Source organism: Agrobacterium sp. GW821-FHT02D03, assembly GCF_059421725.1.
On record NZ_JBWKVN010000002.1, the window covers coordinates 881,098 to 906,932 of the forward strand.

Here is a 25,835-nt window from a genome sequence, read left to right on the forward strand (position 1 = left end):
ATCGTCTCGCCGGGTTCTTCTTTGGGATCTGAGGGTCCTCAATCCATCTTGTGGATGTCGCGGTCCTTCGTTTCCGGCAGGAAGAGCAGGCCGATCACGAGCGTGATGCCGGCAAAGACGATCGGGTACCAGAGGCCGTAGTAGATATCGCCCTTGGCAGCGCTCATCGCAAACGCCGTTGCAGGAAGCAGACCGCCGAACCAGCCGTTACCGATGTGGTAGGGCAGGGACATGCCGGAGTAGCGGATGCGGGTCGGGAAGAGCTCGACCAGAAGCGCTGCGATCGGGCCGTAGACCATCGTCACATAGATGACGAGAACGGTCAGAACCGCGATGATGACCACCCAGTTCACGGCTGCCGGATCGGCAACCATGCTGAAGGCGCCGCCGCCCGGAACCGTATAGACGGCCATCTCGGTTGCGCCATTGGCTTCCGCCGGTGTCAGCAGCTTGTCTGTGACAAGCTTGTCGACGGGTACGGTTTTGGCAGGCGTTGCCTGGATTGCATCGGCGTTGAGCGCCAGTTCAGGGTTTGCAGCAACAAAGGCGTCGAGCTTTGCGGCTGGGACCTGAGCGGCGCCGCGAACCAGCGGATAACCGCCGTCATGCAGGGCAATGTTGATCTGCTTCTGGAAAGCGCGATCCTTGGCGGCCGCGTCTGCACCTGCTGCCACAGCGTCGTAGCTGCTTACGGTGGTGTTGCCGATCTTGACGGTGGCGGGTTGTCCGGCAGGGCCTTCCACCACATCATAAGGTACGGAGTTACGGGTCAGGAACGAGGTTGCGATATCGCAGGATGTCGTGAACTTTGCCGTGCCCGTTGGGTTGAACTGGAACTTGCAGTCGCCGGGAGCAGCCGTCACGGTTGCCCGAACGGTCGCCTGGGCCTCAGCAAGGGCTGGGTTGCCCGCCCATGTCAGCGCTTTAAACAGCGGGAAGTAGGTCAGCATCGCCAGAACGAGGCCAGCCATGATGATGGGCTTGCGGCCAACCTTGTCGGAGAGCCAGCCGAAGAGAACGAAGAAGCCGGTGCCGAGCAGGAGAGCGCAGGCGACCATGATGTTTGCCGACTGGCCATCCACCTTCAGAATGCTCTGGAGGAAGAACAGGGCGTAGAACTGGCCCGTGTACCAGACCACTGCCTGACCGACGACCGCACCAAGAAGTGCGATGATGGCGATCTTGGCGTTCTTCCATTGACCGAAGGCTTCGCTGAGCGGGGCCTTGGATGTCTTACCCTCTTCCTTCATCTTCTTGAAGGCAGGGGATTCATTCATTTTCAGACGGATCCAGACCGATACGCCGAGCAGAATGACGGAGAGCAGGAATGGAATGCGCCAGCCCCAGGCTGCGAAGGCTTCCTTGCCGAGGCTGAACTGCACGCCGAGAATGACGACCAGAGACAGGAAGAGACCGAGTGTCGCGGTGGTTTGGATCCACGAGGTGTAATAGCCGCGACGTCCATTCGGCGCGTGCTCTGCCACGTAGGTCGCAGCACCGCCGTACTCACCGCCGAGTGCCAGACCTTGAAGCATGCGCAGCAGAATGAGGATGATAGGCGCTGCAATACCGATCTGTGCGGCACCTGGCAGAATACCGACCACAAAGGTCGAGAAGCCCATGATCAGAATGGTGATGAGGAAGGTGTATTTACGTCCGACGATATCACCGAGACGGCCGAAGACCAGAGCGCCGAAGGGACGAACGAGAAAGCCTGCCGCAAAGGCCAGCAGCGCGAAGATGTTGCGCGTCGTTTCCGGATACTGGCTGAAGAAGTTCGCGCCGATATAGATGGCGAGCGAACCATAGAGATAGAAGTCATACCATTCGAAGACCGTACCGAGAGAAGAGGCGAAAATGACCTTCTTCTCCTCCCCCGTCATGGGGCGGGCCTTTTCCACGCCTGTCGCTGCTATATTTGCCATTGGCTGTCCTCCACAGAAATCAAGAAGACGCATCGCAACAGCTCGACTCCCCTCGAACTGGCCCTTCCGGGCGCGATGCACCTGATTGCAAAGTGACAGAATTTTAACGAAAGGAAGAGCGATGCTTTTGGCTTATGACTTTAGTCTAATAGACGCGCGCTCTTCAGGACCGATTGACAGGGGATAGCAGGCACGAGCGGCGATCCGTTACGATCGCTGTCGCCAATCGCTCTGCCGCAGTGGCGGGCCGGGCCTCTCATCCTGCAGCATCGGCCCGAAAATCGGACTCGATTTTCGCAAAGCACGAAGCGTCGGTTCAAAAGGCAGAGCGGCTGTGCGTCCAAAAGGAAGCGCGGCGCTCTAAGAGGCCCGTGCCGAGATCAGGCCCACTCGCCCCTGCGCATAACGGGCACGACGGAGCCATCGGGCTTGATGCCGTCGATATCGACCTTGTCGGAGCCGATCATCCAGTCGATGTGAATCAGGCTGGAATTGCCGCCTTGCGCCTTGATCTGATCCTGGCTGAGCGTCGCCCCGTCGATGAAGCACTTGGAGTAGCACTGGCCGAGCGCGATATGGCACGAGGCGTTCTCGTCGAACAGCGTGTTATAGAACAGAATGCCGCTCGCCGAAATCGGTGAGGAATGCGGCACCAGCGCCACTTCGCCGAGGCGCCGTGCACCCTCGTCTGTATCGAGTACCTTGTTCAGCACCGATTCACCCTTCGAGGCCTTGGCTTCGACGATGCGGCCTGCCTCGAACTTCACCTGGATGTTGTCGATCAGCGTGCCCTGATGGGAGAGCGGCTTGGTGCTGGAGACATAACCGTCCACGCGCAGCGCATGGGGCGTGGTGAAAACTTCCTCGGTCGGGATGTTCGGATTGCATGTAACACCGTTCTTCGCCACGGAGGCGCCGCCGTGCCATTCATGGCCGTCTGCAAGGCCGATGGTGACATCGGTGCCGGGACCTGTGAAGCGCAGCGAGGCGAAATGCTCGCCATTCAGCCACTTGGAGCGCTTGGCAAGATTGGCATTGTGCTCGACCCAGGCTGCCACCGGATCGGCGACATCCACACGCGATGCTGCGAAGATCGCATCCGCCAGCTTACGAACGGCTTCGTCTTCGCTGACGTCCGGGAAGACCTGCTTGGCCCAGGATGGGTTGGGGTAGGAGATGATGTTCCAGTTGATGTCAAAGTTGGAAATCTTCTCAAGCGCCGGCTTGTAGGCCGTGGAGTTTGCCTTATTGGCGCGCGCGACTTTGGCCGGGTCCTGTTCGGACAAAAGCATGGGGTTGTCGCCGGAGATCGCCAGTCTTGCAGCGCCGTTGGCGTAAGCCTTTGCCATGCCTTCGTAGAGCCAGCTGGACGCCTTGTCGAAATTGGCGTCACTTGCATGGCGATAGCGCGCCAGCGTCGTTTCCTCATCGGAATAGAAGGTGGTGACCAGGCCGCTGCCTGCCATATAGGCGTGCTTGGTCAAGAAACGGACCAGCGGCAAGGCTGCCAGCGGCGCCGTGATCACCAGATCCTGATCCTTCTGGAGCTGAAGTCCAATCTTGACGGCGACTTCGGCCAGCTTTTCGAGTTTGACGGGATCGATAGGAGAAACGCTCATGATCTGCCTTCACATGTCTGCTTGAATGGGTTTGGACAATAGACCATCCATCGGGAAAGCCAACCACCTTCCCAGACGGCAATGCTCAATCTGCGACAAGCGGTGCGGCCTTCGCCTTCAAAGCAGCGAGCGCATCTTTGGGCGAAAGGCGCACCTGCAGCCCGCGCTGGCCGCCATTCATATAGACGTAAGGATGTTCCATTGACTGAGCCTCTATAGCAGTCGGCACCAGCTTCTTCTGCCCGAATGGGCTGATGCCGCCCACATGGTAACCGGTTGCCCGCTCGGCATCTGCCGGCTTCATCATATGGGCAGACTTTCCGCCAAAGGCTGCCGCCAGCTTCTTCATGCTGACTTCCCGGTCGGAAGGGACAGCAACACAGACGGCCTTGCCGTCCACCTCGGCCATCAGCGTCTTCAGCACCAGATGCGGCGGCTCGCCAATCGACTCGGCTGCCTGAAGACCGATGCGTTCAGCATTCGGATCGTATTCATAGGATACAGTGGTAAAGGCCACGCCGACCTTGGTCAGCATCTGCGTTGCACGGGTCGTCTTGGACATGGAGCCTACTTGCCGAAAATCGAAGCGTAGGTATCAGGCTTGAAGCCGACGGTGATTTTGTCTTCGCTTTCCAGAACCGGGCGCTTGATCATCGACGGCTGCTCCAGCATGAGCCCGATCGCCTTCTCTTTGGTGAGATCGGCCTTCTGCGCATCGTCCAGTTTCTTGAAAGTGGTGCCCGCCCGGTTCAGAACGGTTTCCCATCCCGCCGTTTCGCACCAGGCGTCCAGATGGGCGCGATCGATGCCTTGCGTCTTGTAGTCATGAAAGGCGGCGTCGATGCCGTGCGCTTCCAGCCAACTGCGCGCCTTCTTCATCGTGTCGCAGTTCTTGATGCCGTAAATGACCGTCGCCATGGTTCAGTCTCCCTTCCTGTCAACGAATTAACAAAATCTGGGCCGCAGTCAAAGCGCCACCACCCATGCAAATTTGCCGTGGCTGTCATCCGAAGGAGTTCGAGCTCTGCCGCATGGCTCCCCCGCTATATCATGAGTTGTAGAAACGGGTGGATTTGCCCATATTTAGGTCAACCCAAAAGGAGAAAGAAATGCGTTCGGTTGCAAAGACATCGCGTAAGTTTTTCAGTGAAACCCTTGCTGTTTTCGGCGCCGCCGTTTCGGTTTCCGCCGCTGTGCGCGCCCATCGCAAGCCTGCCGGTTCTGATCTTGATGCGCTTGGCATCGATCCCAAGGCCTTCGACAAGGTTCAGCTGTAACATTCGGTCGCGCGCCTTGAAGGGCTGCGCACCGTAAAGCTCGATCAAAAAAACCGGGCTCTGCTTGATGCAGAGCCCGGTTTTTCCGTTTTTGAAACTGAGTTGAACCTTTGCGACGGGGATGGAGCCTCGCCGCCGATGAGAGCGGCATATCAGCCGTAATATTCGGGAGCCTTCTTGAAGGTCGACCAAGCGTCGGGGTCATGCCCCGTCACCACGATCGCATCTGTCTTATCGGCAATTGTTCTGAGTTTCTGCACGGAACGCACGGTGTCCACAGTGGAGGCAAGGAAGCCTGGCAATGCCTTTTCTTCCCAGTGATCGAGCGTGTAGGCAGCGTCGATGGTGAGCAGCAACGGCTTGCTATCCGGCACTCGCACCAGGAAGGACTGGTGGCCCGGAGCGTGGCCGGGGGTGAATATGGTCGTCAGGGTGCCATCGCCGTAGATGTCGTAGAGATCGTCATCCGCGCCGTTGAGGAACTGCCATTTCAGGCCCGGCTTATCGAAGTCCTTTCGGATATAGCCGCCTGCCGCAAACCAGTCCGGCGTGAAGGCGTATTCATATTCTCGGCGTTGGACGATATGGGTGGCATTGGGAAAGCGACCGATGGCGCCGGTGTGATCGAGATGCAGGTGGGACTGGACGACGTATTTGACATCCGCAGGGTCGAAGCCGAGCGCCTTTATCTGATCGACGCAGCCCTGATCCTTGTCCAGAACCGGCCAATAGACATCGCACACGCCGCCCCAATGGCCGCGCGGGTCGGTTGCCACTTCGATCGCGTTGCCGCCATCGATGACCGTATGCCCGTCCGGATGGGTGATCAGGAAGAAAGGAACGGGAATTTCGTAGTCCGCGCCGTCTCCCTGGTTCATCTTGATGTTGTGCACCTTGCACTTCAAGGTTCCGGATTGAAGCATATAAAGCCTGATATCGGTCATAAACGTTTCCTCCCTGAGAGTAGATTTCTGAATGGTTTCGGTGATCAGAACGCTTCCCGATAAAGCGCCAGCGCATCCTCCTCGCGCACCTCGACGGGGTTGTTGACAAGCAGACGCGTCTGCTTCATGGCGTCCGATGCCAACATTGCGAGGCTGTTGTCGGTAACGCCGACATCTCTCAAACGGCGCGGCGCACCGCTCTCGTCCATCAGCTTTTCCATGTGCTGAACGAATGCGGTGGATCGCGTGGTCGCGTCACCTTCGCCCGGCACCTTCAATACGTCGGCAAGCTCCGCATAAAGCGGTGCTGCTGCAGCGGCGTTAAAACGAAGGATGGGGCCGAGCATGAGAGCGTTAGAGAGGCCGTGGGGAATGTGGTAGTGTCCGCCAAGCGGATAAGCGAGAGCATGCACGGCCGCTACCGGCGAGTTGGCAAAGGCTTGACCGGCCAGCGTGGCGCCGAGCAACATGGCCTCTCTTGCGTGACGGTTTTTGCCATCCTTGCAGGCTGCGACCAGATTGTCTCCCAAGAGACGCAGGGCTTCGCGCGCCAGGCAATCGGAGAGCGGGTTTTTCTTGTGCTTGCTGGTATAGGCTTCGATCGCGTGAACCATTGCATCGATGCCGGTGGCAGCGGTGTGGACTTGCGGCAGGCCCACCGTCAACTCGGCGTCAAGCAGCACGAAATCCGCATAAAGCTGAGGCGAGACGACGCCCATCTTGGTGGTCTCGCCGGTGGTGATGATCGAGATATTGGTGACCTCGGAGCCCGTTCCGGCCGTGGTCGGAACCAGTACCAGAGGCGCACGCGAACCCTTGACGTTGCCGATGCCGTACATGTCCGAGAGTGACTGATCGGAAACCAGAAGCACAGCCACAAGCTTCGCGATATCGAGCGATGAACCGCCGCCAAGACCGATGACGATATCCGCGCCGAAGGCTTTGGCGGAGGCGACGCATTCCGAAACCACATGTTCGGGCGGATCGGCAACCACCTTGTCGAAGGTCTCGACGGAAAAGCCGCTGACAGACAGCGCTTCGGCAATCGGTTGGATGAGCCCTGCCTTTACCAGACCGCTGTCGGTTATGAGAAGCGCTTTTCGCTGTAAGAAACGGCCAGCCAGAATTTCACCGAGCTTTGCTGCCCCGCCCCAGGCGGCCTGCATGGAGGGGACGGTTCGAAACTCGAACGGATTGATGGTCATAGTATCCTCCCGATCACGTCTCAGCTGAGAGCCGAGCAGAGATATTTGATTTCAAGATATTCATCGAGGCCGAAGTGGGAGCCCTCTCGGCCGAGGCCGGATTGCTTGACGCCACCGAAGGGGGCAACCTCGTTGGAGATCAGGCCGGTGTTGTGACCGACCATGCCGTAATCCAGCGCTTCCGCGACGCGCCATGTGCGGTTGAAGTTTTCGGTGTAGAAATACGCCGCCAGACCAAACTCGGTGTCGTTGGCCATGGCAATCGCCTGGTCTTCCGTCTCGAAGCGAAAAAGTGGCGCAACCGGTCCAAACGTCTCCTCGCGCGCGACCCTCATGGTCTGTGTCGCGCCCGCAATAACGGTCGGCTCGAAGAAGGTGCCGCCAAGTGCATGTCTTCCTCCGCCAGTGATGATAGCAGCACCTTTCGCCAGAGCGTCGGCCACATGTTCCTCGACCTTCTTGACAGCGTCCTCGTCGATCAAGGGACCGATCGTCACGCCCTCTTCGGTACCCACGCCAACCTTCATCGCCTTCACTTTTGCGGCCAATTTCTGCGCAAAGATGTCGAAGATTGCTGACTGGACATAGATTCGATTGCTGCACACGCATGTCTGCCCGGCATTACGATACTTCGATGCAATTGCGCCTTCGACTGCCGCATCGATATTGGCATCGTCAAAGACGATGAACGGTGCGTTGCCGCCAAGTTCGAGAGAGAGTTTCTTGATCGTCGGGGCCGATTGCGCCATCAGAACGCGTCCAACTTCGGTCGATCCGGTGAAGGATATCTTCCTCACTGTGTCGCTTTCGGTAAAGATCTTTCCGATCTCCCGTGCCTCGCCTGTCACCACCTGCAGCACACCAGGGGGAATGCCGGCTTCCTCAGCAAGGACGCCAAGCGCCAATGCTGTAAGCGGCGTCTGCTCTGCAGGTTTGACGATCATCGTGCAGCCCGCGGCAAGCGCCGGCGCGGCCTTGCGGGTGATCATCGCCGCCGGAAAATTCCAGGGCGTGATGGCAGCGCAAACACCGATCGGCTGTTTTAGGATGGTGATGCGTTTGTCGGTGGTGGGGGCAGGAATGGTTTCGCCGTAGACCCGTTTTGCTTCCTCTGCAAACCACTCCACGAAGGAGGCGGCATAGAGCGCTTCACCCTTGGCTTCGGCGAGCGGTTTGCCCTGTTCTGCCGTCATCAGCGCTGCGAGATCGTCGGCGTTTGCCACCATCAGATCGAACCAGCGCCTGAGTATGGATGCGCGCTCTTTGGCGGAGCGGGTTCTCCAACCGACCAAAGCCTGTTCAGCTGCCTCGACAGCGTGCGCTACCTGGTTGGACGTCAGTGACGGAACCTCAGCGATGACCTTCCCGGTCGCCGGATTTTCAACCTTGATCGTTTGGGAACTATCCGATTGAATCCATTTTCCGTTGATCAAACATGCATCTGTTAGAAGGCGAGGATTTCTCAACTTGAGCACTGTGCGATCTCCAGATAAGTTCATCTAATTGAACCGTGGTCTGTGTATTGAACTATGATCGCTGTTGCCGATCCTGTCAAGGAGACGAAATGCAAAATGACGAGCCCGGCTCTTCTTCCGCGCAAACGGTGCCGGCCCTGCGCCGGGCAGTTGGCATTCTCGATATTCTCGCCTCTGGCAAAAATCTGACGGCTGCTGAAATCGCCCGCGCACTTGGTCTGCCGAAGAGCACGGCCCACGGACTCCTGGCGGTGATGAGTGAGCTCGATCTTGTGGCGAGATCGCCGGATGGAACGTTGAAGATTGGACCTCATCCACTCAGATGGGCGAACGCCTTTTTGTCGCAGCTCGACATCGTCACGACATTTCAGGAAGTGCTTGCACGGGACCGGAAACTTGACCCCTACACTGTTACGCTGACGGTACGCGAAGGCGCAGAGGTCGTCTATGTTGGGTGTCGTAACTCAGATCAGCCTTTAGGCCAGACATTCCGCATCGGCATGAGACTGGCGGCACCGTTTACTGCGACTGGCAAGATACTGTTGTCGGATCTCAAACGTGAAGAACTCGATCATCTGCTGGCCGATTTTCCCAAACCTCTGACGCAACGGAGCGTCCGCACCGTCGAAGAGCTTGAGAAAGAGCTCGAGCTCACGCGAGAACGTGGCTTTTCCATTGACGATGGGCAAATCCGTGAAGGGATGATCTGTATTGGTGCAGCACTTCGAGATCACTCAGGTTCCGCGGTTGCAGGAATTGCGATCAGTATGTTGCGCAGCGAAGCAAGCGACGACAGAATATCCGAACTGGGAGCGCAATTGCAGGTGATCGCAAAGGGAATGTCCGAAGGGCTTGGCGGAGCCTGAAGATGTCGATTCGACGGTCGACCGAATGGAAAACAACGGGGCTCAAAGCAAGAACGGTTGTGATCAGACCCACTATTGTCAATCCACCCGCCGAGTTCTGCGCGATGCCAGCCTGACGCATGCCGCGCAAAACTGCGTGACGGCTTTGCGATAACGACATGCGGCAGGAGAAGGACCCACAGCATTTTGGAGCGAATCTGAAAGTTCGCGAGACGCGTCATAGCGCCGGCCCGAAAATCGGAATCGACTTTCCGAAAAGCACGATGCGTAGATCAAAAAAGATAGAGCGTCCTTTGTGCGTCCGATAGGACGCACGGCGCTCAGAGGTCGATTGTGCCGTTTTCTTCCCCGTCCCAGTACTGCACGCGAACGCCGCGCACCTTGATCAGGACCAAACCGGGAGTATCGACGCCTTCCGTGAACCAGCGATCAAGGTCGGACACCCAGTGGCGCTCGAAGGCGGCCTTGTCCTCTATGAGTTCTGCCGCGCCCTCGATCGAAATGAACATGCCGGGTTTGCCTAGCAGACTTGGCGGCTCGGTGAAGGAAAGCGTCACCTGAGAATTGCGATTGATGTGGGAGACCTTGTGCGTGTCCTTCATCGAGAAAAACCAGGAATCGCCATCGTAAGCGACATCGCCATTGTTGCTCATCGGGCGGTTGGTAATGGCGCCGGATGAGCCGTGCGTTGCCATCATGCAGAAGTCGATCTTCTTCATCGTTGAAGCAATGTCTTCGATTGTCTTGCTGACCATGGAAGGCTCCTTTTCTTGAGCGTTGGATCACTAGAAGGTGGAACGTCGCTGTCACCGCCCGGGCAAAGCGGAGCGCACGGATTGCGTTACTGCGCTTAAGGAAGGGCTCGGGATCGTCCGGTAGCGGGCCTCTATGAGATTGTAGATGCCGAAGGCGGCAAGCCCTGCGGCAACGCAGATATAAAGAGCGCTGCCAAATGGCATCTGCCTCAGCCACTGCATCGCATCGCCCATACTGCCGGCCTCCTGCGGATCGACCTTCATTCCCGCCGTGATGAACAGGATGCCGATGATGGCAAACACCAGGCCGCGTGCGACGAGCCCGTAGATACAAATCCAGGTGGCGATGGCGTTCTGATCCGGGATGCGAAGATAGCGCTCGAACTTTCGCGTCAGTCCCTTCGCAGCAGTCACACCGCCGCCGATGACGAAGCCTGCTCCAACAACAATCAAAAGATAAGATCCGAAGGGCTGGGACATGATCCATTGGGCGAGATCTTTCTCGCCAGATCCTTCATTGCCACCACCGGCAAGAAAGCTATGGCCAAGCGCAAAGCCGGCAAGACCGAGGTAGGTCATCGCACTGCCAATCAGCGCCGTTCGAATGACAAGGCCCTTGGCACTCGTGCCGTGGTCATCCGTATCGGCAATGGCTTGCGCCAACCGCCAGCAGACAAAACCGAGAAGCCCGACGCCGATGGCACCCACCCAGATGCGTCCGAACGGCTGGTTCAGAAGCGTTGAGAGTGCCGACTTCGTTTCGGCTTTCTCACCCGCGACACCGGACAGCAGCGCCAGCCCGCCGACGAGCATGAAGACGATACCGCGTGCGGCGTAACCACTCTTGGCGAGCAGATCGAATCGAAAGGTTGAGGGCATGACGGGTCCGCAGTGCTGGGAACAATGGGTCCCTAACGCGCCGCGCGGATGAATGGTTGAGCCGGGAGTAAAAAAAGTGCCGAAGTTGCCGTCACCTTTTCGCAGAGGTGGCGTCTTCGAGACCGATTTTCAGCGACTGCCGAGATAAAGGCTCAGGGCTGCGCGAGCCGTCCGGCGGCATAGTCGCGCGCCAGCGCGATGAAGGCCTGGAAGGCCGCCGAGGAATTGCGTCGATTATAATAATAGAGGCACAGCGGTACGAGCGGTGGCGTCCAGTCATCGAGGATGCGCACAAGCCGTCCTGCAGCGATGTCTTCGCGGACATCCATTTCCATGAAATAGCCGATGCCTAGACCGCTTGTCACCGCGATCCGCGCCAGGGAGGCTTCGTCGAGCGTGATCGGCCCATCGACGTCGAGTTGCAGGCTTTCGCCACCCTTCTCGAACCGCCACCGGAGCAATGTCCCATCGGGAAGCCGCGCCCGAACGCAGGGGTGGATAAGCAGATCCTGCGGCACTTGGGGAACAGCCTGGTTTTGGAAGAAGGCAGGAGATGCGACGACGGCCATGCGTCGCATCTGGCCCAGCGGTATTGCGATCGCGTCGCTAGGCACAAGATCGGCGCTGCGCACCGCCAGATCGAAGCCCGCTGCCACCACGTCGACAAGCCGCCCCTCAGTCACGATGTCGATATGCACTTGGGGATAGCGCTGCAGATAGTTCAGGACCAGCGGCGCCATGATCTCGCGCGCCGCCGTCGCGAAAGTATTGATGCGCAACGTACCGGACGGTGTCTCCTGCTGGGAGCGTGCGGTGTTCATCGCCTTCTGGATGTTTTCCAGCGCCGGCTTGATCTGTGCAACGAAGATGCGTCCCGCATAGGTGAGCGAGACGCTGCGCGTGGTGCGATTGAACAAACGAACGGCAAGCTCCCGCTCAAGCTTGCCGACAGCGCTGCTGATCGCCGTAGTCGACATGCCGAGTTCGAGAGCCGCTGCTCGAAACGAACCGCACCGAACAATGGCCAAGACCGCCTCAAGTTCAATGAGAGAGTGGCGCGCCATTGTCCCGATTTCCGTTACACCCCATGCGGTTTCATCTCGCTTATCGGGAGAAAAGTCCAGCGCTAAATTAGCCGCATCATTTAGAAGGAGATGAACATGTCACTGAACCTACCTCAACCGATCGCCGATTATATCGAAGCAAATGCGCGTCTCGATCTGGAAGGCATGATGAAGCAATTCACGAATGATGCGGTCTTCATAGATAACGGCAAGCATTTCGTGGGCCAGGCTAAAATCCGCCAGCTGCTTGAGGAGGAAGCGATCGCGGTCAAAGCGATCTTCGAGCCCGATAGTGTTCGGGAAGAAAACGGCGACGTTGTTCTCGAAGGTCCTGCTCACGGAGATTTCCCCGGCAGCCCACTCCGCTTCACCTATCGATTCACGCTGGCGCACAATGCCATCAAGACCCTGGAGACCACGATATGAGTGTCCAGGTACTTCCCCATGAATTTGCCGGCAAGCGTGTGCTCGTCAGCGGCGGCACCAAGGGTCTCGGCCGCGCCACGGTGAAACGCTTCCTCGCCGGCGGCGCTCGTGTCGTCACGGCTGCCCGCACGATCAAAGATAAGATTGAAGGCGTGGAATATGTCCAGGCGGACCTGACCACTGCTGAGGGTAGCGAAGCGGTGGCCAAAGCGGCGATCGAGCGGCTTGGCGGTATCGACATTCTTGCGCATGTTATCGGTGGCTCTGTTTCGCCGGCGGGCGGTTTTGCCGCGCTGACGGATGAGCACTGGCTCGCCGAACTGAACCTCAACCTGCTGGCAACGGTCCGGCTCGACCGACTGTTGATCCCGCGGATGCTGGAGCGCGGTCAGGGCACCGTCGTGCACGTAACCTCCATCCAGTCCGTGCTGCCGCTGCCCGAATCCACGACAGCCTATGCCGCTGCGAAAGCGGCGCTGAGAACCTACAGCAAGTCGATTTCGAAAGAACTCGGGCCCAAAGGTGTGCGGGTCAATTCCGTCTCTCCCGGCTGGATCATGACCGATGCCGCGGGCGACTTCCTCGACATGCTGCGCAATGCCAATGGCGGCACGATCGAAGACGCGCGTCAGTCCGTGCGCGATGCGCTGGGCGGGATCTCGATCGGGCGCGGAGCTGAACCGGAAGAGGTCGCCGACCTTATTGCCTACCTTGCCTCCGACCGGGCCGCTGCGATCCACGGTGCCGAGTTCGTCATCGATGGCGGTACGATCAAGACAGTCTGAAGCGGCCCGCAAACCCTTCGCGGCGAGAGAGTGTTCACGAGGTAATCGACCGCAAGGTACTGACCAGCAGGGCAAAGCGAGCCTCATGGACAGTCATTCAATCGCGTAACGCCGGGTCAACGCGCCATATCTAGAAACCTGAAAGCCCGCAATAAGCGGGCTTTCAGCACTTTCTCTCAATTGCTGCCGGTTTATAGCGGGAGCGGGATCACTCCCACTCGATCGTGCCGGGTGGCTTCGACGTCACGTCATAGACGACGCGGTTGATGCCCTTGACCTCGTTGATGATGCGGGTGGCCGCACGACCGAGGAAGTTCATGTCGTAAGGGTAGAAATCCGCAGTCATGCCGTCGACCGAGGTCACAGCGCGCAGCGCGCAGACGAAGTCATAGGTACGGTAGTCACCCATGACACCCACGGTCTGGACCGGCAGCAGAACCGCAAAGGCCTGCCAGATGGTGTCGTAGAGGCCAGCTTTGCGAATTTCGTCGAGATAAATCGCATCCGCCTTGCGCAGAATATCAAGCTTCTCGCGCGTCACTACGCCGGGGCAACGGATCGCCAGACCTGGGCCTGGGAAGGGATGGCGGCCGATGAAGCTTTCCGGCAGGCCGAGTTCGCGGCCAAGAGCGCGGACTTCGTCCTTGAACAATTCACGAAGCGGCTCGACCAGCTTCATGTTCATGCGCTCGGGAAGGCCGCCGACATTGTGGTGGCTCTTGATCGTGACGGAGGGGCCGCCAGAGAAGGACACGCTTTCGATCACGTCTGGATAAAGTGTGCCCTGCGCCAGGAACGCCGGAGCACCCTTGCCGTCGGCTGCGATCTTGGCAGCTTCGGCTTCGAAGGTTTCGATGAACAGGCGACCGATGGTCTTGCGCTTGACTTCCGGATCGGAAACGCCAGCCAGTTCCGTGAGGAAGAGGTCCGAGGCATCCACATGGACGAGCGGGATATTGTAATGATCGCGGAACATGCCGACGACCTGCTCGCTTTCAGCCAGACGCATCAGACCATGATCGACGTAAACGCAGGTCAGCTGATCGCCGATGGCCTCATGGATGAGGATCGCTGCAACCGAGGAATCGACGCCGCCTGAAAGTGCGCAGAGCACGCGACCATCGCCGACCTGCTCGCGGATCTTGCGGATCATCTCGGCGCGATAGGCGGCCATCGTCCAGTCGGATTTCAGGCCGACGATCTTGTGAACGAAGTTGGAAAGCAGCTTTGCGCCGTCCGGCGTGTGAACCACTTCCGGGTGGAACATGGTGGTGTAGTAACGGCGCTCTTCATTGACTGCGATGGCGAATGGCGCGTTTTCGGAGGTCGCGGCCACTTCGAAGCCGGCCGGCAATTGCGTGACGCGATCGCCGTGGCTCATCCAGACCGGGTAACGGCCGCCGAGTTCCCAGAAACCGTCGAAGAGCGGGCTTGCCTTCTTGATCTCGATATCGGCTCTGCCGAATTCCGCCGCATGGCCGCCTTCGACCGTGCCGCCCAGCTGGGTGCAGAGTGTCTGCTGGCCGTAGCAGATGCCGAGGATCGGGATGCCTGCATCGAACACCGCCTGCGGTGCGCGGGGGCTTCCCTCTGCCGTGACAGATGCGGGGCCGCCGGAGAAGATGACGCCCTTCGGCTGCATCTTCTCGAATGCCTCGCCGGCGTTCTGGAACGGGTGAATTTCGCAGTAGACCCCGGCTTCGCGGATACGGCGCGCAATCAGCTGCGTCACCTGGCTGCCGAAATCGATGATGAGGATGCTGTCGGGATGGGCTATCTGGGTCATGGCGAGCCTTTAAAGAATTGCCGGGCGTAAGGCAACCCGGCAGATGCCTTGAAAAGCCAGAAAATGGGCTTCAGTGCAAGCTTTAGAGCGGAATCTCTCCAGCCTTTATGGCGTCCTTCAGCCTGTCGACGGCCTCTGCCAGCCTCTCGTCGATGACGTGCAGATATTCGGTCCAATCACCGATATGGTGCACGTCGGCCTTGCCATCGGAGATGCCGCGTAAGCCGATCAGCGGAACGCCGAAACGCTGGCAGGCCCGCAGAACCGCGAAGGTCTCCATCTCCACCAAGTCGGCGTCGATCGCCTCGTAGGCACTTCCGGATACGACGTTAGCGCCGGTTGAAACCCGCGCAGTGGGAATCTGCGGGATGATGAATGGGAGCGGAACCTCCGCCGGAAGATCGAGAAAGGGCGTACGCCCCCTTTCGAAGCCGAAGGCGGAGGCGTCCATATCGCGGTAGGAGACGCTCACCGCCTGATAGACGTCCGCCTGTTCCAGTGTGCGCGAACCGGCGGAGCCGAGCGAAACGACGAGGTGCGGCAGGCGCGCCTGGCCGTTGAGGTCGCTTAGTGCCGCGGTCAAGGAGACAGCAGCCTCCACCGGCCCGACGCCGGTCATCAGTGGCCGGAAGCGGGCTTTCAGATGCGGGCCGTACTCGGCATCTGCCGCCATGACGAAGAGAAGGCGCTTGCCGTCGATATCGACCAGTTCATAGCTCATTTTCGTTGAACCCTTCGCGGCCCTTGAGAACCATCATCGTACCGGTCATCGACGCGATCAGTTTGGCTGGTCCGTCGGAGATCGCATAGGCGCGCCCGTCGGCAACGATGATGTTGCTGCCAGGCTTGGTGATTTCGCCGCGAAAGAGAAAACGCTCACCACGCCCCGGAGACATGAGATTGACCTTAAACTCGATCGTCAACAAAGACGCTTCGGGCTCGACGATGGTGTAGGCTGCATAGGTGCAGGCGGTGTCGAGCGCTGCGGCGATGACGCCTGCGTGCAAGATGCCGTGTTGCTGGGTCAGCTTGGGATGAAAGGGCAGTTCGATTTCGACCAGCCTGTGCTCGATACGCGAGAGCTCAGCTTTTATCGCCTGTACGACGCCCTGACGTGCAAAGCTCTTTTCAATGCGCTGGCGAAAATCGCCAGGATCGGTGAATGCCATTCCCCTGCCTCTCATTTTTACGCAAAAATGACATGGCGTCCGTTCACGCGCAAGACAAGGGTGGCTGATCCGTCGGTTGTTGCCAACCGACGGATCGAGGCCAGTTTCACATCATGCCAGATGATGGGGCTTTTGCAGACCATAGACCGGGGTTTCAAGCCCGACCTGGCGCGCCTTCAGCTGAAGCGACAGATATTGCGAGTAGTGGCGCGACTGGTGCAGGTTGCCGCCATGAAACCACAGCGCCTGTTGCTGGGTCGGCTTCCACATGTTGCGTTGCTCCCCTTCCCAGGGGCCGGGATCCTTCGTTGTGTTGGAGCCGAGACCCCAGCACTTGCCGACCTTGTCTGCCACCTCGCGGGAGATAAGATCTGCGGCCCAGCCATTCATCGAGCCGTAGCCGGTTGCGTAGACCACCAGATCCGCCGGCAGCTCGGTGCCGTCTTTCAACACCACGGCATTTTCCGTGAGATGCGAGACATCCACGCCCGATTTTAGCTTGATCGAGCCGTCGATCACCAGATCGCAGGCGCCGACATCGATGTAGTAGCCGGAGCCGCGACGCAGATATTTCATGAAGAGGCCGGATTCGTCATCGCCGAAGTCCAGCATGAAGCCGGCTTTCTCCAGTGCCGCGTAGAACTCGGCGTCCTTCTCGCGGATCCTGTCGTAAATCGGGATCTGGAACTCATGCATGATCCTGTAGGGGAGCGAGGCGAAGATGAGATCGGCCTTGCGCGTCGTCATCCCGCTCGCGACCGCGCGTTCGGAATAGAGGTCGCCGAGACCGATTTCCATCAGCGAGTCCGATTTGACGATGTGGGTGGACGACCGTTGCAGCATGGTGACGTCTGCGCCGGCCTCCCAAAGGGCGGCGCAAATATCATGGGCCGAGTTGTTGGAGCCGATCACCACGACCTTTTTGTCTGCATAAGCATCCGGGCCAGGATGTTGCGACGAGTGCTGCTGTTCTCCCTTGAAAATATCCTGCCCTTGGATTTTCGGCACGTTTGGCTTGCCCGACATGCCGGTCGCCAGCACCAGCTGTTTCGGCCGCAGCACGACGTCCTCACCGGCTCGGTTTACGACAACCGTCCATTCGCCTTTGGCCTCGTCATACTGCGCAGATTTGCACGTCGTTGAGCCCCAGTAATTCAGCTCCATGACCCTGGTATACATCTCCAGCCAATCGCCCACCTTGTCTTTCGGGGTAAAGACCGGCCAGTTTTCCGGAAAGGGAATATAGGGAAGGTGATCGTACCAGACGGGATCGTGCAGGCAGAGCGACTTGTAACGCTTGCGCCAGCTGTCGCCCGGCCGCTCGTTCTTTTCGATGATGATCGTCGGAACGCCGAGTTGGCGAAGGCGCGCACCAAGCGCAATGCCGCCCTGGCCGCCGCCAATAATGACGACATAGGGCTGCTCGGAGTAACCGAGTTCGCTGGCTTCGGCCTCGCGCTTTTCTTTCCAGGTCCGGCGGTTGCGGTCATGGCCGTGTTCGGCGCCCATGGGGCGGCGCGTGCCTTTCGGCTCTTCGTGACCTTTCAGCTCGCTCATCGTGGTCAGCAAGGTCCAGATCAGCCCGTCCTTCAGGCGGATATGGCCGTATCCACGCGCTGTCGCAGTCTCGAACTCAAACCAGCCTTCGGTGACGCCACCGCCTTCCGAGGCCGGCTCTTTACCGTCTTGCACAAAGCCCGAAGGCTTGATTGCGGCAAGCTGGCTCTGCAGCATGTCGCGGATCTCTTTACGGCCTTCCAGCGTCTTCAGGTTCCAGGTGAATGTTACCAGATCGCGCCAGTGGCAATCGGCCTGAAACAGGTGGATGGCAGCATCTATGTCGCCTGCTTCAAGAGCTGTGCCGAACTTGGAAAGAACAGTGTCGATTTTGGTGGCGGGACTGACGTCAAGCATATTCATCTCCTCCATGGTTTGCTTGGGTCTTGTGGCAAGCGGCGGTCTCTCCACTTGCCAGCCTATTGACCTGCCGCATTCCGGGCTCCTCTTCCCGGGCTGCGGCAGGGATGGGCTATTTGGAAAGATCGATGAGGATCTTCAGATGCGTGCCGGCCGGGTCCAGCAAGGTATCGAAGCCCTCAGACACGGCGGTATCGAGCGTGATGCGCTTGGTGACGATCTTCGTGGCGGGTAACAGCCCGGAGGCAATCAAACGGATCACGCGGGGCCAGTAATGGGTCGGGTAGGCCCAGGAGCCCTTGATTTCCAGGTCTCGGAAAGTCACTTGGAACCAATCGAGCGGATTTTCGTGTGGGTGGAGGCCCGTCTGGACTACGACGCCCTGCTTGCGTACCGCATCGGCACAGGCCTTGAGCGCATGTTCGTTGCCGACGCATTCGATCGCGACATCGCAGCCGACAAGCCCCTCGGTTGCCGCGCGTACGACATCGCCGACATGATCGCGCTTGGGGTTGATGGTGATCACGTCGGGAATGACGTTGCGAGCAAGTTCGAGGCGCGCATCGTTGAGATCGGAGACGAAAAGCTGCGCGGCACCGGCGGCGCGAGCGGCGAGAAGCGTCAGCATGCCGATCGGGCCGGCACCTGTTACCAGGACGCTGTTACCAGCGGTTACACCACCGCGGTCGCAGGCATAGACGGCAACGGCCGTCGGTTCTACCAGCGCTGCTTCCTCATCGGTCATGTCGTCCGGAATTTTCTGGACGTTGTATTCATTGACCAGCGCTGCCTCGGCCATGCCGCCGCCGTCCCAGCTCAGTCCAACGAGCGCCAGTTGCGGGCTCAGATGGAAGAGACCGCGATCGGCAAAGTAATCGCCGGAGCGCGGCATGATCAGTGGCTGGATCGATACGCGGTCACCGACGCGCACCGAGGTCACGCCCTTTCCGATGGCCTCCACCACACCGCCGAATTCATGGCCGAGGATCTGCGGACCATGCGCGCCGGTGAACGGGTGCGGCTCGGTGGGCACGAAGATCGGACCGTAGCTGTATTCGTGGAGATCGGTACCGCAGATGCCGACGAAGCGGTTACGGACGAGCACCTGTCCCGGTCCGGGATGTTTCGGATCTGGAACATCCTCGATCCGCAGATCCTTGGCCGCATGAAATCTAAGGGCGCGCATTTTTTTCCTCCATGGCGTCTGATGCCAGAGAAGGTGCAATGCCCATGCCAGACGCGTTCCTAGGCTGAGACGCCGGAGATTGCTGGGGTTTCGCGACAGGCCGGTTTTGCATTCCGCCACAGCTGTGGTGCTACAGCTGTGGCGCGTGCCTCACTCAGTGAGGCTTGCCGATGCCAAGCCTGCGCATCCGACGATGGAGCGTGGTGCGATCAATACCAAGCCTTCTGGCCGCCTCGGAGACATTGCCGTCGCATGCGGCAAGCAGCGTACGGAGATCGAGTTCCCGTTCATCGGCCACAGGCGTTGTCGAGGCGAAAACGAGATGCTCTGGGAGATCGTCCACCGTAATAAATCCGTCGTCGCAGAGCGCTGCCGCGAAGGCTATCGCATTGTCCAGTTCGCGAATATTGCCCGGCCAGCGATGATGCGCGAGCGTCAACCGCGCGGCGTCGGAGAGAGAAAGTGGGCGGCCCGGCACGCTGTGCTTCTCTAGGGTCCTCTCAAGCAGCCACGAGAAGTCCTCCCGCTCTCTCAAAGGCGGCAACGTCATGACGGCGGTATTCAGCCGATAATACAGGTCTTCGCGGAAATCTCCGGTAAGGACCATGTCCCTCAAAGGGCGGTGCGACGCGGAGATGACCCTGAAATCAACCTTCTGCGGTGTCGAGCCGCCGACCGGCAGAACCTCTCCCTCGGCGAGAACACGCAGCAGCCGGTTCTGTGCGACAAGCGGCATGTCGCCAATCTCATCCAGGAAAAGCGTGCCCCCATCCGCTTCCTCCACGAGCCCTTTGCGTCCCTTCGGCAAAGCGCCGGTGAAGGCGCCTGGAAGATAGCCGAACAACTCGCTTTCGATCAGTTGTTCGGGAATGGCTGCGCAATTGATGGTGACGAAGCGGCCGGAGAGCCCGCTTAAATCATGAATGATGCGCGCCAGATGCTCCTTGCCGGTGCCGGTCTCGCCCTGCAGCAGGATCGGGAGTTTCGAAGGTGCCAGTCTCTCCACCTTCCGCTGGAGGTTCTGGATCGCCGGTCCGCTATCACCAATTCGGGAAACCGTCGCCTGAGATTTCGACCGCGCGAGCGGCACGGTCGATCTGGTCTGCTGCGGCTCGATTGCATGCGCGTAAAGGATGGTCCCGCCTTTGACCACGATCCGCCTTTCCTGCGGAAGGCTGGAGCGGGTATGGGACGCAAGCTCATCAAGGTCGGCTTCGAAAAACGCCTCAACGCGCTGTCCGAGAAGTTCGTCCGGCTTTCGCCAGTCCAAACCTCGTGATGCGGCAAGGAAGCGGGCAGCGCCATGGGTCATGCCCGTGATCCGGCCCGCGCCATCGACTGAAAGGGCCGCCTCCGGATCGACATCCAGAAACTCCGGTGCGCTGGCAAAGCGCAGGACGAGATCATGTCGGCTGCTCGCCATCAGGTTTGCCAGTTCTATGCGTCGTACCGTCGAAGACACAAGGTGGCGGGCCATGTTCTGGCTTGTCTTGAGGATGGGAGAACTCAGAAGCGAGATATCCAACACGGCCGCGAGAGCGCCTTGCGTATCGTAGATGGGTGCGGCGGTGCAGGAGAGCGGCGTATGCGTGACATCGAAATGGTCGGTCTGGTGGATGGTCAGCGCTTCGCCCGTCGCAATACAGGCCCCCACAGCGCAGGTGCCGGCGCGGGGTTCGGACCACTCCGATCCGAGGTAAAGTCCTGCCTTGCGCAGATTGTTGTTGAAGGAGGGATCCCCCAGGAATTCCACCGTCACGCCCTGCCGATCGGAGAGAAGGAGCACATAATTCTGCTCCGCCACCTGGCGGTAGAGCGCTTCCAGGGCGGAACGGGCAATGTGCACCAGATCTCCGGATCGCTGCCGATGTTCGCGCAGCCGCGTGTCCGAAACGATCACCGCTTCCCGCGCTTTTGCGGGGTCCAACTGGTAGGTATCGAGGCAGCGTCTCCAGGATTCCAGGACGACGGCATCACGACCGGTGTTCCTGCCATCTGCGACATGCTCGATTTCTTTGATGTGATCCGAAACATTCATAGACTGCCGGCTTTCGATCGCCGCCTCCCATGGCTCTCGCAGAGAGCTTAACCAGTTTCGGTGTGGGTTTCCACTCCGGTGCTCCCGATGGTTGCCGGAAGCGGAGCAGACTTGCGACTACAGCATCATGCTTTGCAAAAATCGGCCTCGATTTTCGGAAAGCACGGTGCGTCGATTCAAAAAGGTCAGGCATCCTTTGTGCGTCCAGCAGGACGCACGGCGCTTTAGTTTAAATAGAGAATGCTGGCATTCAGAAGCGTGGCAAAGCCGACCCAGGCCGCGTAGGGGATGAAGAGCAACATGGACAGCCGGTCGCGGCTGGAGGTCAGAATGATGAAGGCGATGATGCAGATCAGCATCGGAACGATGATGATCAGACCCGCTGCCGGGCTCTGCATGCCGAAGAACATCGGCGACCAGAGGAAGTTCAGCAGCATCTGACTGCCCCAAAGCTGCATCCGTCCGCCCATACGGCTTCGCAACCATGTGCGCGCGCCGGCGATAGCGATCATCACGTAGAGCGTGGTCCAGACGGGGCCGAAAATCCAGTTGGGAGGATTGAATGGCGGCTTGTTCAGGGACTGGTACCAGTCGCCGGGAACGTTGTTGATGCCGATCAACGCGCCACAGGTCACGACGACAGCAATAAAAACGAGATAGACGACGAGCGCGTTCTTCATGCCGCATGAATGGTGGCGACAGGCTTTGGTTCCCGCGCCATTTCAACAAATTAGCGAGAGATGCGCGCGATGTGCTGGTCCCATGAAACAGCACTCATCCGGCCCGCAAAATCTCCGTCATAGGAGGAGGCGATGACGCCGCTATTCGATGCGGCGACGCCTGCCGCTTCGCGCAATGCGGTCTGCGTCAGCACCGTGCCGTGCTTCTCGTCGAGCGTGACGAAGGCGTTGCCATTGGGAGACGTCAATCCGACCACACCCGCCTTGCGGTTGACCGCGATGGCGCCGACGTAGTTGGCTAGACGCCCGGTCGTTTCATCTGGCAGGTCTACGAAACGCAGATCCTCGCCCTTGGAGAAATAGCCTGCAAGTGGGGGCAGGTCATTGCGCGGACCTTCATACTGGCACGCAAACCAGATGCGACCGTCATTGCCGAGATCGACGTGGCGGGTGGAAAGCTGCTTCAACTGCTCCGGGAGTGTGTGTTTCTGGATCAGGTTGCCGGTCGCAGCCTCCAGAAGCACCAGCGAGGGCTCCATGCGATCGATATTGAGTTTGGTGCGGCCAAAATCCGGGTGTGTCTCGATACCGCCATTGGCAATCACGATCATCGAGCCATCGGCGCTCACCGTCATGTCGTGGGTGCCGATCCCGTGGGCGTCATATTCACCGAAGCGGCGGAAGCCGTCTTGTGCGTCATAAAGGCCGATGACGCCACGATTGCCGTCGAAGTCGTTCTCGCTGGCATAGAGGATCGTACCATCCGGCGAAAACTGTCCATGACCGTAAAAGTGCCGCCCCTCGGGTGTGTTGATCACCACTGGAGCGCGACGACCGCGTGGATCGAAGGCGACGAAGAAGGTGCCTGGCCTGCGGGCGAAAGCGACCGTCATACCCGTCTCCGGGCTGAAAGCCATACCATGCGCGCGTGCCGGCAAGGCGACCCTGTCGATGATCTCTCCCGCCTCGCTGAGCGTCGCCACGCCATAGGCACCGTCACGACCGCGGAAGGCGGAGGCGAAGACGGCGTCGGTGCGCTCGAGCGCGAAAAGCGAACGCGGCGCAAGCGAGGCCAGAAAGGGGACACCGGCAGCCTTGATGAAGCTGCGTCTGTCGATAAGAAGCCGCCGGTCCTTGTCCACGTCAGTCTCCGTCCGAGAACGAAAAGCCGGAGCTCAGACCGATGGCGCCACCATACTGGTCGTTGATGCGGTAGATCAGGTCTTTGCCATTCAACAGCAGGTAATCGACCTTGGCGCGCTCCTTGTCGTCAGCCAAGGCTTTTTCGACATCGGGATTTATGCTGCCGGAGACGCGGACCATGGATTTGGCGATGAAGTCGATAGAGCCGATGATCGAGCGCTGATCCGGTGGCAGGAGATCGCCCATATGGGCAGTATGCAATAGATCCTGGACGGCGGCGATGTTGTCGCCGATACTCTTCCAGGTGAGACCGGAGCGCCAGTAGATAGCGGTGCGCGGAAATTTCACATTGTCCGGCCCCTTGTAGAAGGTCTCGATGCGCTGGTCGCGGATCGCTTCCGATGCATGAACGAGCACGCCAAGAAGCGCGACCAGTGCTTCCCGCTCATCGCGAAAGACGGGGTTGTCCGGGCCTGGCTCTTTCCAGTTCTTTGCGGTCCCGTCCGGTGCCGTCCAGATCGTCACCAGTTCGTTTCCGATATTGGCAAGATTGCCGGCGATCGCCGCGCCATAGCGGCAGCGAAAATCGTTCTTCTGGCCGGTCAAAGCCTCGGCGCCGGTGCCGTAGAGCACGAACTCCAGAGCACCGAGACCTTGTGCTGCGACACTCTTTGTCTTCAATCCGTCTGCCGTCGTCACGCTCTCATCCTTGTCGGCGAGATAGCGCTGCACCTGCTTCAGGCCCAGACCCTTCTTGTCCGGATAATAGAGAATGCGCTCGAAACGGTTCTGTTCGATGACCGGACCGACGCGGACGATTTCGATATGCGACCAGGCGTCCACCGTATCGGCAAAACCTTGCTTGGCATCGTTCATCTTATTGGCGGATGGATCGGCACAGAGCGCTTGCATCGTGCTTTCCAGCGCGCGTGCCTTGTCGCGGAATGTCTCATAGCCAGGGCGGATAAACCCGTCGACGGCCTTTTCCGTCGTCGCACGCACCTTGACGGGGTCGAGCGGCGGCGGTGGCATCAACTCGACATCCTGGGCCTTGGCCGTACCCATGAAGAGAAGGATCGTCAGCGGCAGGCTTGCCAGAAGTTTACGCATCGAAATGTCCATCAAAGAGACTCCAGAAATGTCAGCAATGCCTGCCGGTCGGATTTTTGCAAGGCAGCAAAGGCGTCGCGCGCTTTTTGTGCCTCACCCCCGTGCCAGAGAATTGCTTCGGTCGGGCTGCGGGCCCGCCCGTCACGCAGGTAGAACTCGTTGCCGTTGACGGCGCGCGTCAAGCCAATACCCCAGAGCGGCTGCGTGCGCCATTCCTTGCCTGTCGCGTCACCAACCTGCTGCCCATCCGCCAGACCGTCGCCCATGTCATGCAGAAGAAAATCCGAATAGGGCCAGATCAGTTGGAAAGAGTGAAGGGGATCGTCGGCGTTTCGTCTTGTGACAAATTTTGGCGTGTGACAGGTCGTGCAGCCGCTGTCGTAGAACATTTGTTTGCCGCGCAGAACGTCTGGGGCATCCACATTGCGTCGGGCAGGAACGCTCAGGTTTTCGGTATAGACCGTCACAAGATCGAGGACAGGGGAGGGTGCTTCGGTGTCGCCCAACCGCTTTTGCACGCCGGTCGGCATGGCAAGACAGTCCGTCTGCCTTTCCGTGCAATCCCCATAGGCAGTGGGTGCGTCGGGCGTCGATATGCCGAGATCATGCGAAAAGGCCATTGCGGCCTGATCCCGCACGGTTGCGTTCTGGGCTTTCCAGCCGAAACGACCGAGCGACAACGTGCCTGAACGATGGTCGCGTACGAAGGCGGGCTTGCCGGAAATCCCATCACCGTTTTTATCCTCAGGATCGGCATTGGCGAGAATGTCTTCTTGAGCGATCGCTTCGATCAAGCCAAGGCCAAGCGTCGGCTGCGCAATCCGGAGTGAGATGGAGGTTGTGGCTTCGAGAGGTCCAGCAGCCAAGCCATCGACGCGATAGCTCGGCTTGCGCAGTGACACGATTTCGCCGTCGCCAAGCGTAACCGTCCGCTCCTCGTAGGAAACGGTCAATTTGCCTTCCGCCTGCAAACCCGGCACGGCGAGGTTTTGCAGTTGGGCGCCGTAGGTCACATCGGGAAAATTGAGGACCCGATGATCCTGGAGAAGCTTGTCTTCTTCAGGCGTGCGCGGAGCGCGTGCAATTCGGGCGATCATCGAGACGGCGTCCTCGCCCTCCCGCGGCGGGCGCCCGCGTCCGTCATTGATATGACAGGTCTGACAGGAGCGGGCGTTATAGAGCGGCCCCAAACCATCGGAGGCCTGCGTTGATGAAGGCGAGGACACCCACAGCTTCTGAAACAGCGCATGGCCGAGCTTGAAGTCCTGGCGCTGCTCCAGGGCGATGTTGGCGGACGGTTGGGAGAAGGACGTATTGCCCGGCGCAACCCTGGTTGTCGCCCCACCGGCGGACATGGCTTCGAAAGGCTCGGCCTTGGAGAAATCGGTCGTAGGCCTAGTGACGGCGCGAACGCGATCGAGATCGCTTTGGGAGATGTCACGGCGTGTCGCATCGGCAGCCAGTGACGGCAGGCCGCATATGAGAAGGGCGAGGGTGGGCGTGACAAGCCGAACGAGATCAGTGCGCTTCATGTCCTCGGCTCACGATGACCCGGCTTGGAGAAATGGAAACGAGGTGATGAGGCC

At 59.3% G+C, this 25,835-nt stretch carries 24 protein-coding genes; 4 read left to right on the forward strand and 20 right to left on the reverse strand.

Annotation, left to right across the window (positions count from 1 at the left end; translation table 11 throughout):
* Window positions 1–38: 38 nt before the first annotated feature.
* The 4 genes from AC07U5_RS17420 to AC07U5_RS17435 all read right to left on the reverse strand — a co-directional run bounded on the left by AC07U5_RS17420 (window position 39) and on the right by AC07U5_RS17435 (window position 4,462).
* Window positions 39–1,925: an MFS transporter gene (locus AC07U5_RS17420; RefSeq protein ID WP_494723761.1), complete on the reverse strand. Its 1,887-nt coding sequence runs from the start codon at window positions 1,923–1,925 to the stop codon at window positions 39–41.
* Window positions 1,926–2,305: 380 nt separating this feature from the next.
* Window positions 2,306–3,544 (reverse strand): aminopeptidase, encoded by a 1,239-nt coding sequence (locus AC07U5_RS17425; protein WP_494723762.1) that lies wholly within the window; start codon window positions 3,542–3,544, stop codon window positions 2,306–2,308.
* Window positions 3,545–3,629: 85 nt separating this feature from the next.
* On the reverse strand, window positions 3,630–4,106 hold the full coding sequence (gene ybaK, locus AC07U5_RS17430; protein ID WP_274101770.1) for a Cys-tRNA(Pro) deacylase: 477 nt from the start codon (window positions 4,104–4,106) through the stop codon (window positions 3,630–3,632).
* Between the two features lie 5 nt (window positions 4,107–4,111).
* The gene (locus AC07U5_RS17435; RefSeq protein ID WP_494723763.1) at window positions 4,112–4,462 is read right to left on the reverse strand and encodes an ArsC family reductase; all 351 of its coding nucleotides are present in this window, start codon (window positions 4,460–4,462) and stop codon (window positions 4,112–4,114) included.
* 191 nt (window positions 4,463–4,653) lie between these two features.
* Between AC07U5_RS17435 and AC07U5_RS17440 the strand changes: the two genes are divergently transcribed.
* The gene (locus AC07U5_RS17440) at window positions 4,654–4,821 is read left to right on the forward strand and encodes a hypothetical protein (protein WP_165457025.1); all 168 of its coding nucleotides are present in this window, start codon (window positions 4,654–4,656) and stop codon (window positions 4,819–4,821) included.
* A gap of 152 nt (window positions 4,822–4,973) precedes the next feature.
* On the opposite strand, the gene attM is transcribed toward AC07U5_RS17440, so the two are convergent.
* The 3 genes from attM to AC07U5_RS17455 are packed head-to-tail and all read right to left on the reverse strand — an operon-like array spanning window position 4,974 to window position 8,445.
* The gene (attM, locus tag AC07U5_RS17445) at window positions 4,974–5,765 is read right to left on the reverse strand and encodes an AttM family quorum-quenching N-acyl homoserine lactonase (protein ID WP_062423647.1); all 792 of its coding nucleotides are present in this window, start codon (window positions 5,763–5,765) and stop codon (window positions 4,974–4,976) included.
* A 44-nt stretch (window positions 5,766–5,809) separates the two neighbouring features.
* Entirely contained in the window at window positions 5,810–6,970 is a 1,161-nt protein-coding gene (locus AC07U5_RS17450) for an iron-containing alcohol dehydrogenase (protein ID WP_494723764.1), read from the reverse strand.
* Window positions 6,971–6,990: 20 nt separating this feature from the next.
* The gene (locus AC07U5_RS17455; protein WP_494723765.1) at window positions 6,991–8,445 is read right to left on the reverse strand and encodes an NAD-dependent succinate-semialdehyde dehydrogenase; all 1,455 of its coding nucleotides are present in this window, start codon (window positions 8,443–8,445) and stop codon (window positions 6,991–6,993) included.
* 47 nt (window positions 8,446–8,492) lie between these two features.
* Between AC07U5_RS17455 and AC07U5_RS17460 the strand changes: the two genes are divergently transcribed.
* Window positions 8,493–9,311 (forward strand): IclR family transcriptional regulator, encoded by an 819-nt coding sequence (locus AC07U5_RS17460; protein WP_494723766.1) that lies wholly within the window; start codon window positions 8,493–8,495, stop codon window positions 9,309–9,311.
* 320 nt (window positions 9,312–9,631) lie between these two features.
* Here the strand turns inward: AC07U5_RS17460 and AC07U5_RS17465 are convergent, their stop codons facing one another.
* From AC07U5_RS17465 to AC07U5_RS17475, 3 genes are all read right to left on the reverse strand, one after another.
* Entirely contained in the window at window positions 9,632–10,066 is a 435-nt protein-coding gene (locus AC07U5_RS17465; RefSeq protein ID WP_494723767.1) for a pyridoxamine 5'-phosphate oxidase family protein, read from the reverse strand.
* 51 nt (window positions 10,067–10,117) lie between these two features.
* Window positions 10,118–10,945, reverse strand: coding sequence for a DUF1206 domain-containing protein (locus AC07U5_RS17470; RefSeq protein ID WP_494723768.1), 828 nt, complete (start codon window positions 10,943–10,945; stop codon window positions 10,118–10,120).
* Window positions 10,946–11,097: 152 nt separating this feature from the next.
* A complete protein-coding gene (locus AC07U5_RS17475; protein ID WP_494723769.1) occupies window positions 11,098–12,009 on the reverse strand; it encodes a LysR family transcriptional regulator in 912 nt (303 codons plus the stop codon).
* A gap of 96 nt (window positions 12,010–12,105) precedes the next feature.
* Between AC07U5_RS17475 and AC07U5_RS17480 the strand changes: the two genes are divergently transcribed.
* Together AC07U5_RS17480 and AC07U5_RS17485 are read left to right on the forward strand one after the other, a co-directional pair.
* A complete protein-coding gene (locus tag AC07U5_RS17480) occupies window positions 12,106–12,435 on the forward strand; it encodes a YybH family protein (RefSeq protein ID WP_062443772.1) in 330 nt (109 codons plus the stop codon).
* Window positions 12,432–13,220, forward strand: a complete 789-nt coding sequence (locus tag AC07U5_RS17485; RefSeq protein WP_494723770.1) for an SDR family oxidoreductase — start codon at window positions 12,432–12,434, stop codon at window positions 13,218–13,220. The genes AC07U5_RS17480 and AC07U5_RS17485 overlap by 4 nt, the downstream gene beginning before the upstream one ends.
* Before the next feature lie 208 nt (window positions 13,221–13,428).
* On the opposite strand, the gene guaA is transcribed toward AC07U5_RS17485, so the two are convergent.
* The 10 genes from guaA to AC07U5_RS17535 form a co-directional block, all read right to left on the reverse strand.
* Entirely contained in the window at window positions 13,429–15,006 is a 1,578-nt protein-coding gene (gene guaA, locus AC07U5_RS17490) for a glutamine-hydrolyzing GMP synthase (protein WP_113326108.1), read from the reverse strand.
* A gap of 82 nt (window positions 15,007–15,088) precedes the next feature.
* Window positions 15,089–15,727, reverse strand: coding sequence for a 5'-methylthioadenosine/S-adenosylhomocysteine nucleosidase (locus AC07U5_RS17495; protein WP_062443780.1), 639 nt, complete (start codon window positions 15,725–15,727; stop codon window positions 15,089–15,091).
* Window positions 15,717–16,175: a PaaI family thioesterase gene (locus AC07U5_RS17500; protein ID WP_062423657.1), complete on the reverse strand. Its 459-nt coding sequence runs from the start codon at window positions 16,173–16,175 to the stop codon at window positions 15,717–15,719. The genes AC07U5_RS17495 and AC07U5_RS17500 overlap by 11 nt, the downstream gene beginning before the upstream one ends.
* A 111-nt stretch (window positions 16,176–16,286) precedes the next feature.
* Window positions 16,287–18,089, reverse strand: a complete 1,803-nt coding sequence (locus AC07U5_RS17505; protein ID WP_494723771.1) for an NAD(P)/FAD-dependent oxidoreductase — start codon at window positions 18,087–18,089, stop codon at window positions 16,287–16,289.
* Between the two features lie 115 nt (window positions 18,090–18,204).
* Window positions 18,205–19,278 carry a 2,3-butanediol dehydrogenase gene (locus AC07U5_RS17510; protein WP_494723772.1) on the reverse strand — a complete coding sequence of 358 codons (1,074 nt, stop codon included), beginning with the start codon at window positions 19,276–19,278 and terminating at the stop codon, window positions 18,205–18,207.
* Between the two features lie 154 nt (window positions 19,279–19,432).
* A complete protein-coding gene (locus AC07U5_RS17515; protein WP_494723773.1) occupies window positions 19,433–21,316 on the reverse strand; it encodes a sigma-54-dependent Fis family transcriptional regulator in 1,884 nt (627 codons plus the stop codon).
* Window positions 21,317–21,540: 224 nt separating this feature from the next.
* Window positions 21,541–21,996 carry a TspO/MBR family protein gene (locus AC07U5_RS17520; protein WP_062600350.1) on the reverse strand — a complete coding sequence of 152 codons (456 nt, stop codon included), beginning with the start codon at window positions 21,994–21,996 and terminating at the stop codon, window positions 21,541–21,543.
* Between the two features lie 50 nt (window positions 21,997–22,046).
* Window positions 22,047–23,138 carry a DUF1513 domain-containing protein gene (locus tag AC07U5_RS17525; protein ID WP_494723774.1) on the reverse strand — a complete coding sequence of 364 codons (1,092 nt, stop codon included), beginning with the start codon at window positions 23,136–23,138 and terminating at the stop codon, window positions 22,047–22,049.
* 1 nt (window position 23,139) lies between these two features.
* Window positions 23,140–24,261 (reverse strand): imelysin family protein, encoded by a 1,122-nt coding sequence (locus AC07U5_RS17530; protein ID WP_494723775.1) that lies wholly within the window; start codon window positions 24,259–24,261, stop codon window positions 23,140–23,142.
* Entirely contained in the window at window positions 24,261–25,781 is a 1,521-nt protein-coding gene (locus tag AC07U5_RS17535; RefSeq protein WP_494723776.1) for a di-heme oxidoreductase family protein, read from the reverse strand. The genes AC07U5_RS17530 and AC07U5_RS17535 overlap by 1 nt, the downstream gene beginning before the upstream one ends.
* Window positions 25,782–25,835 lie beyond the last annotated feature (54 nt).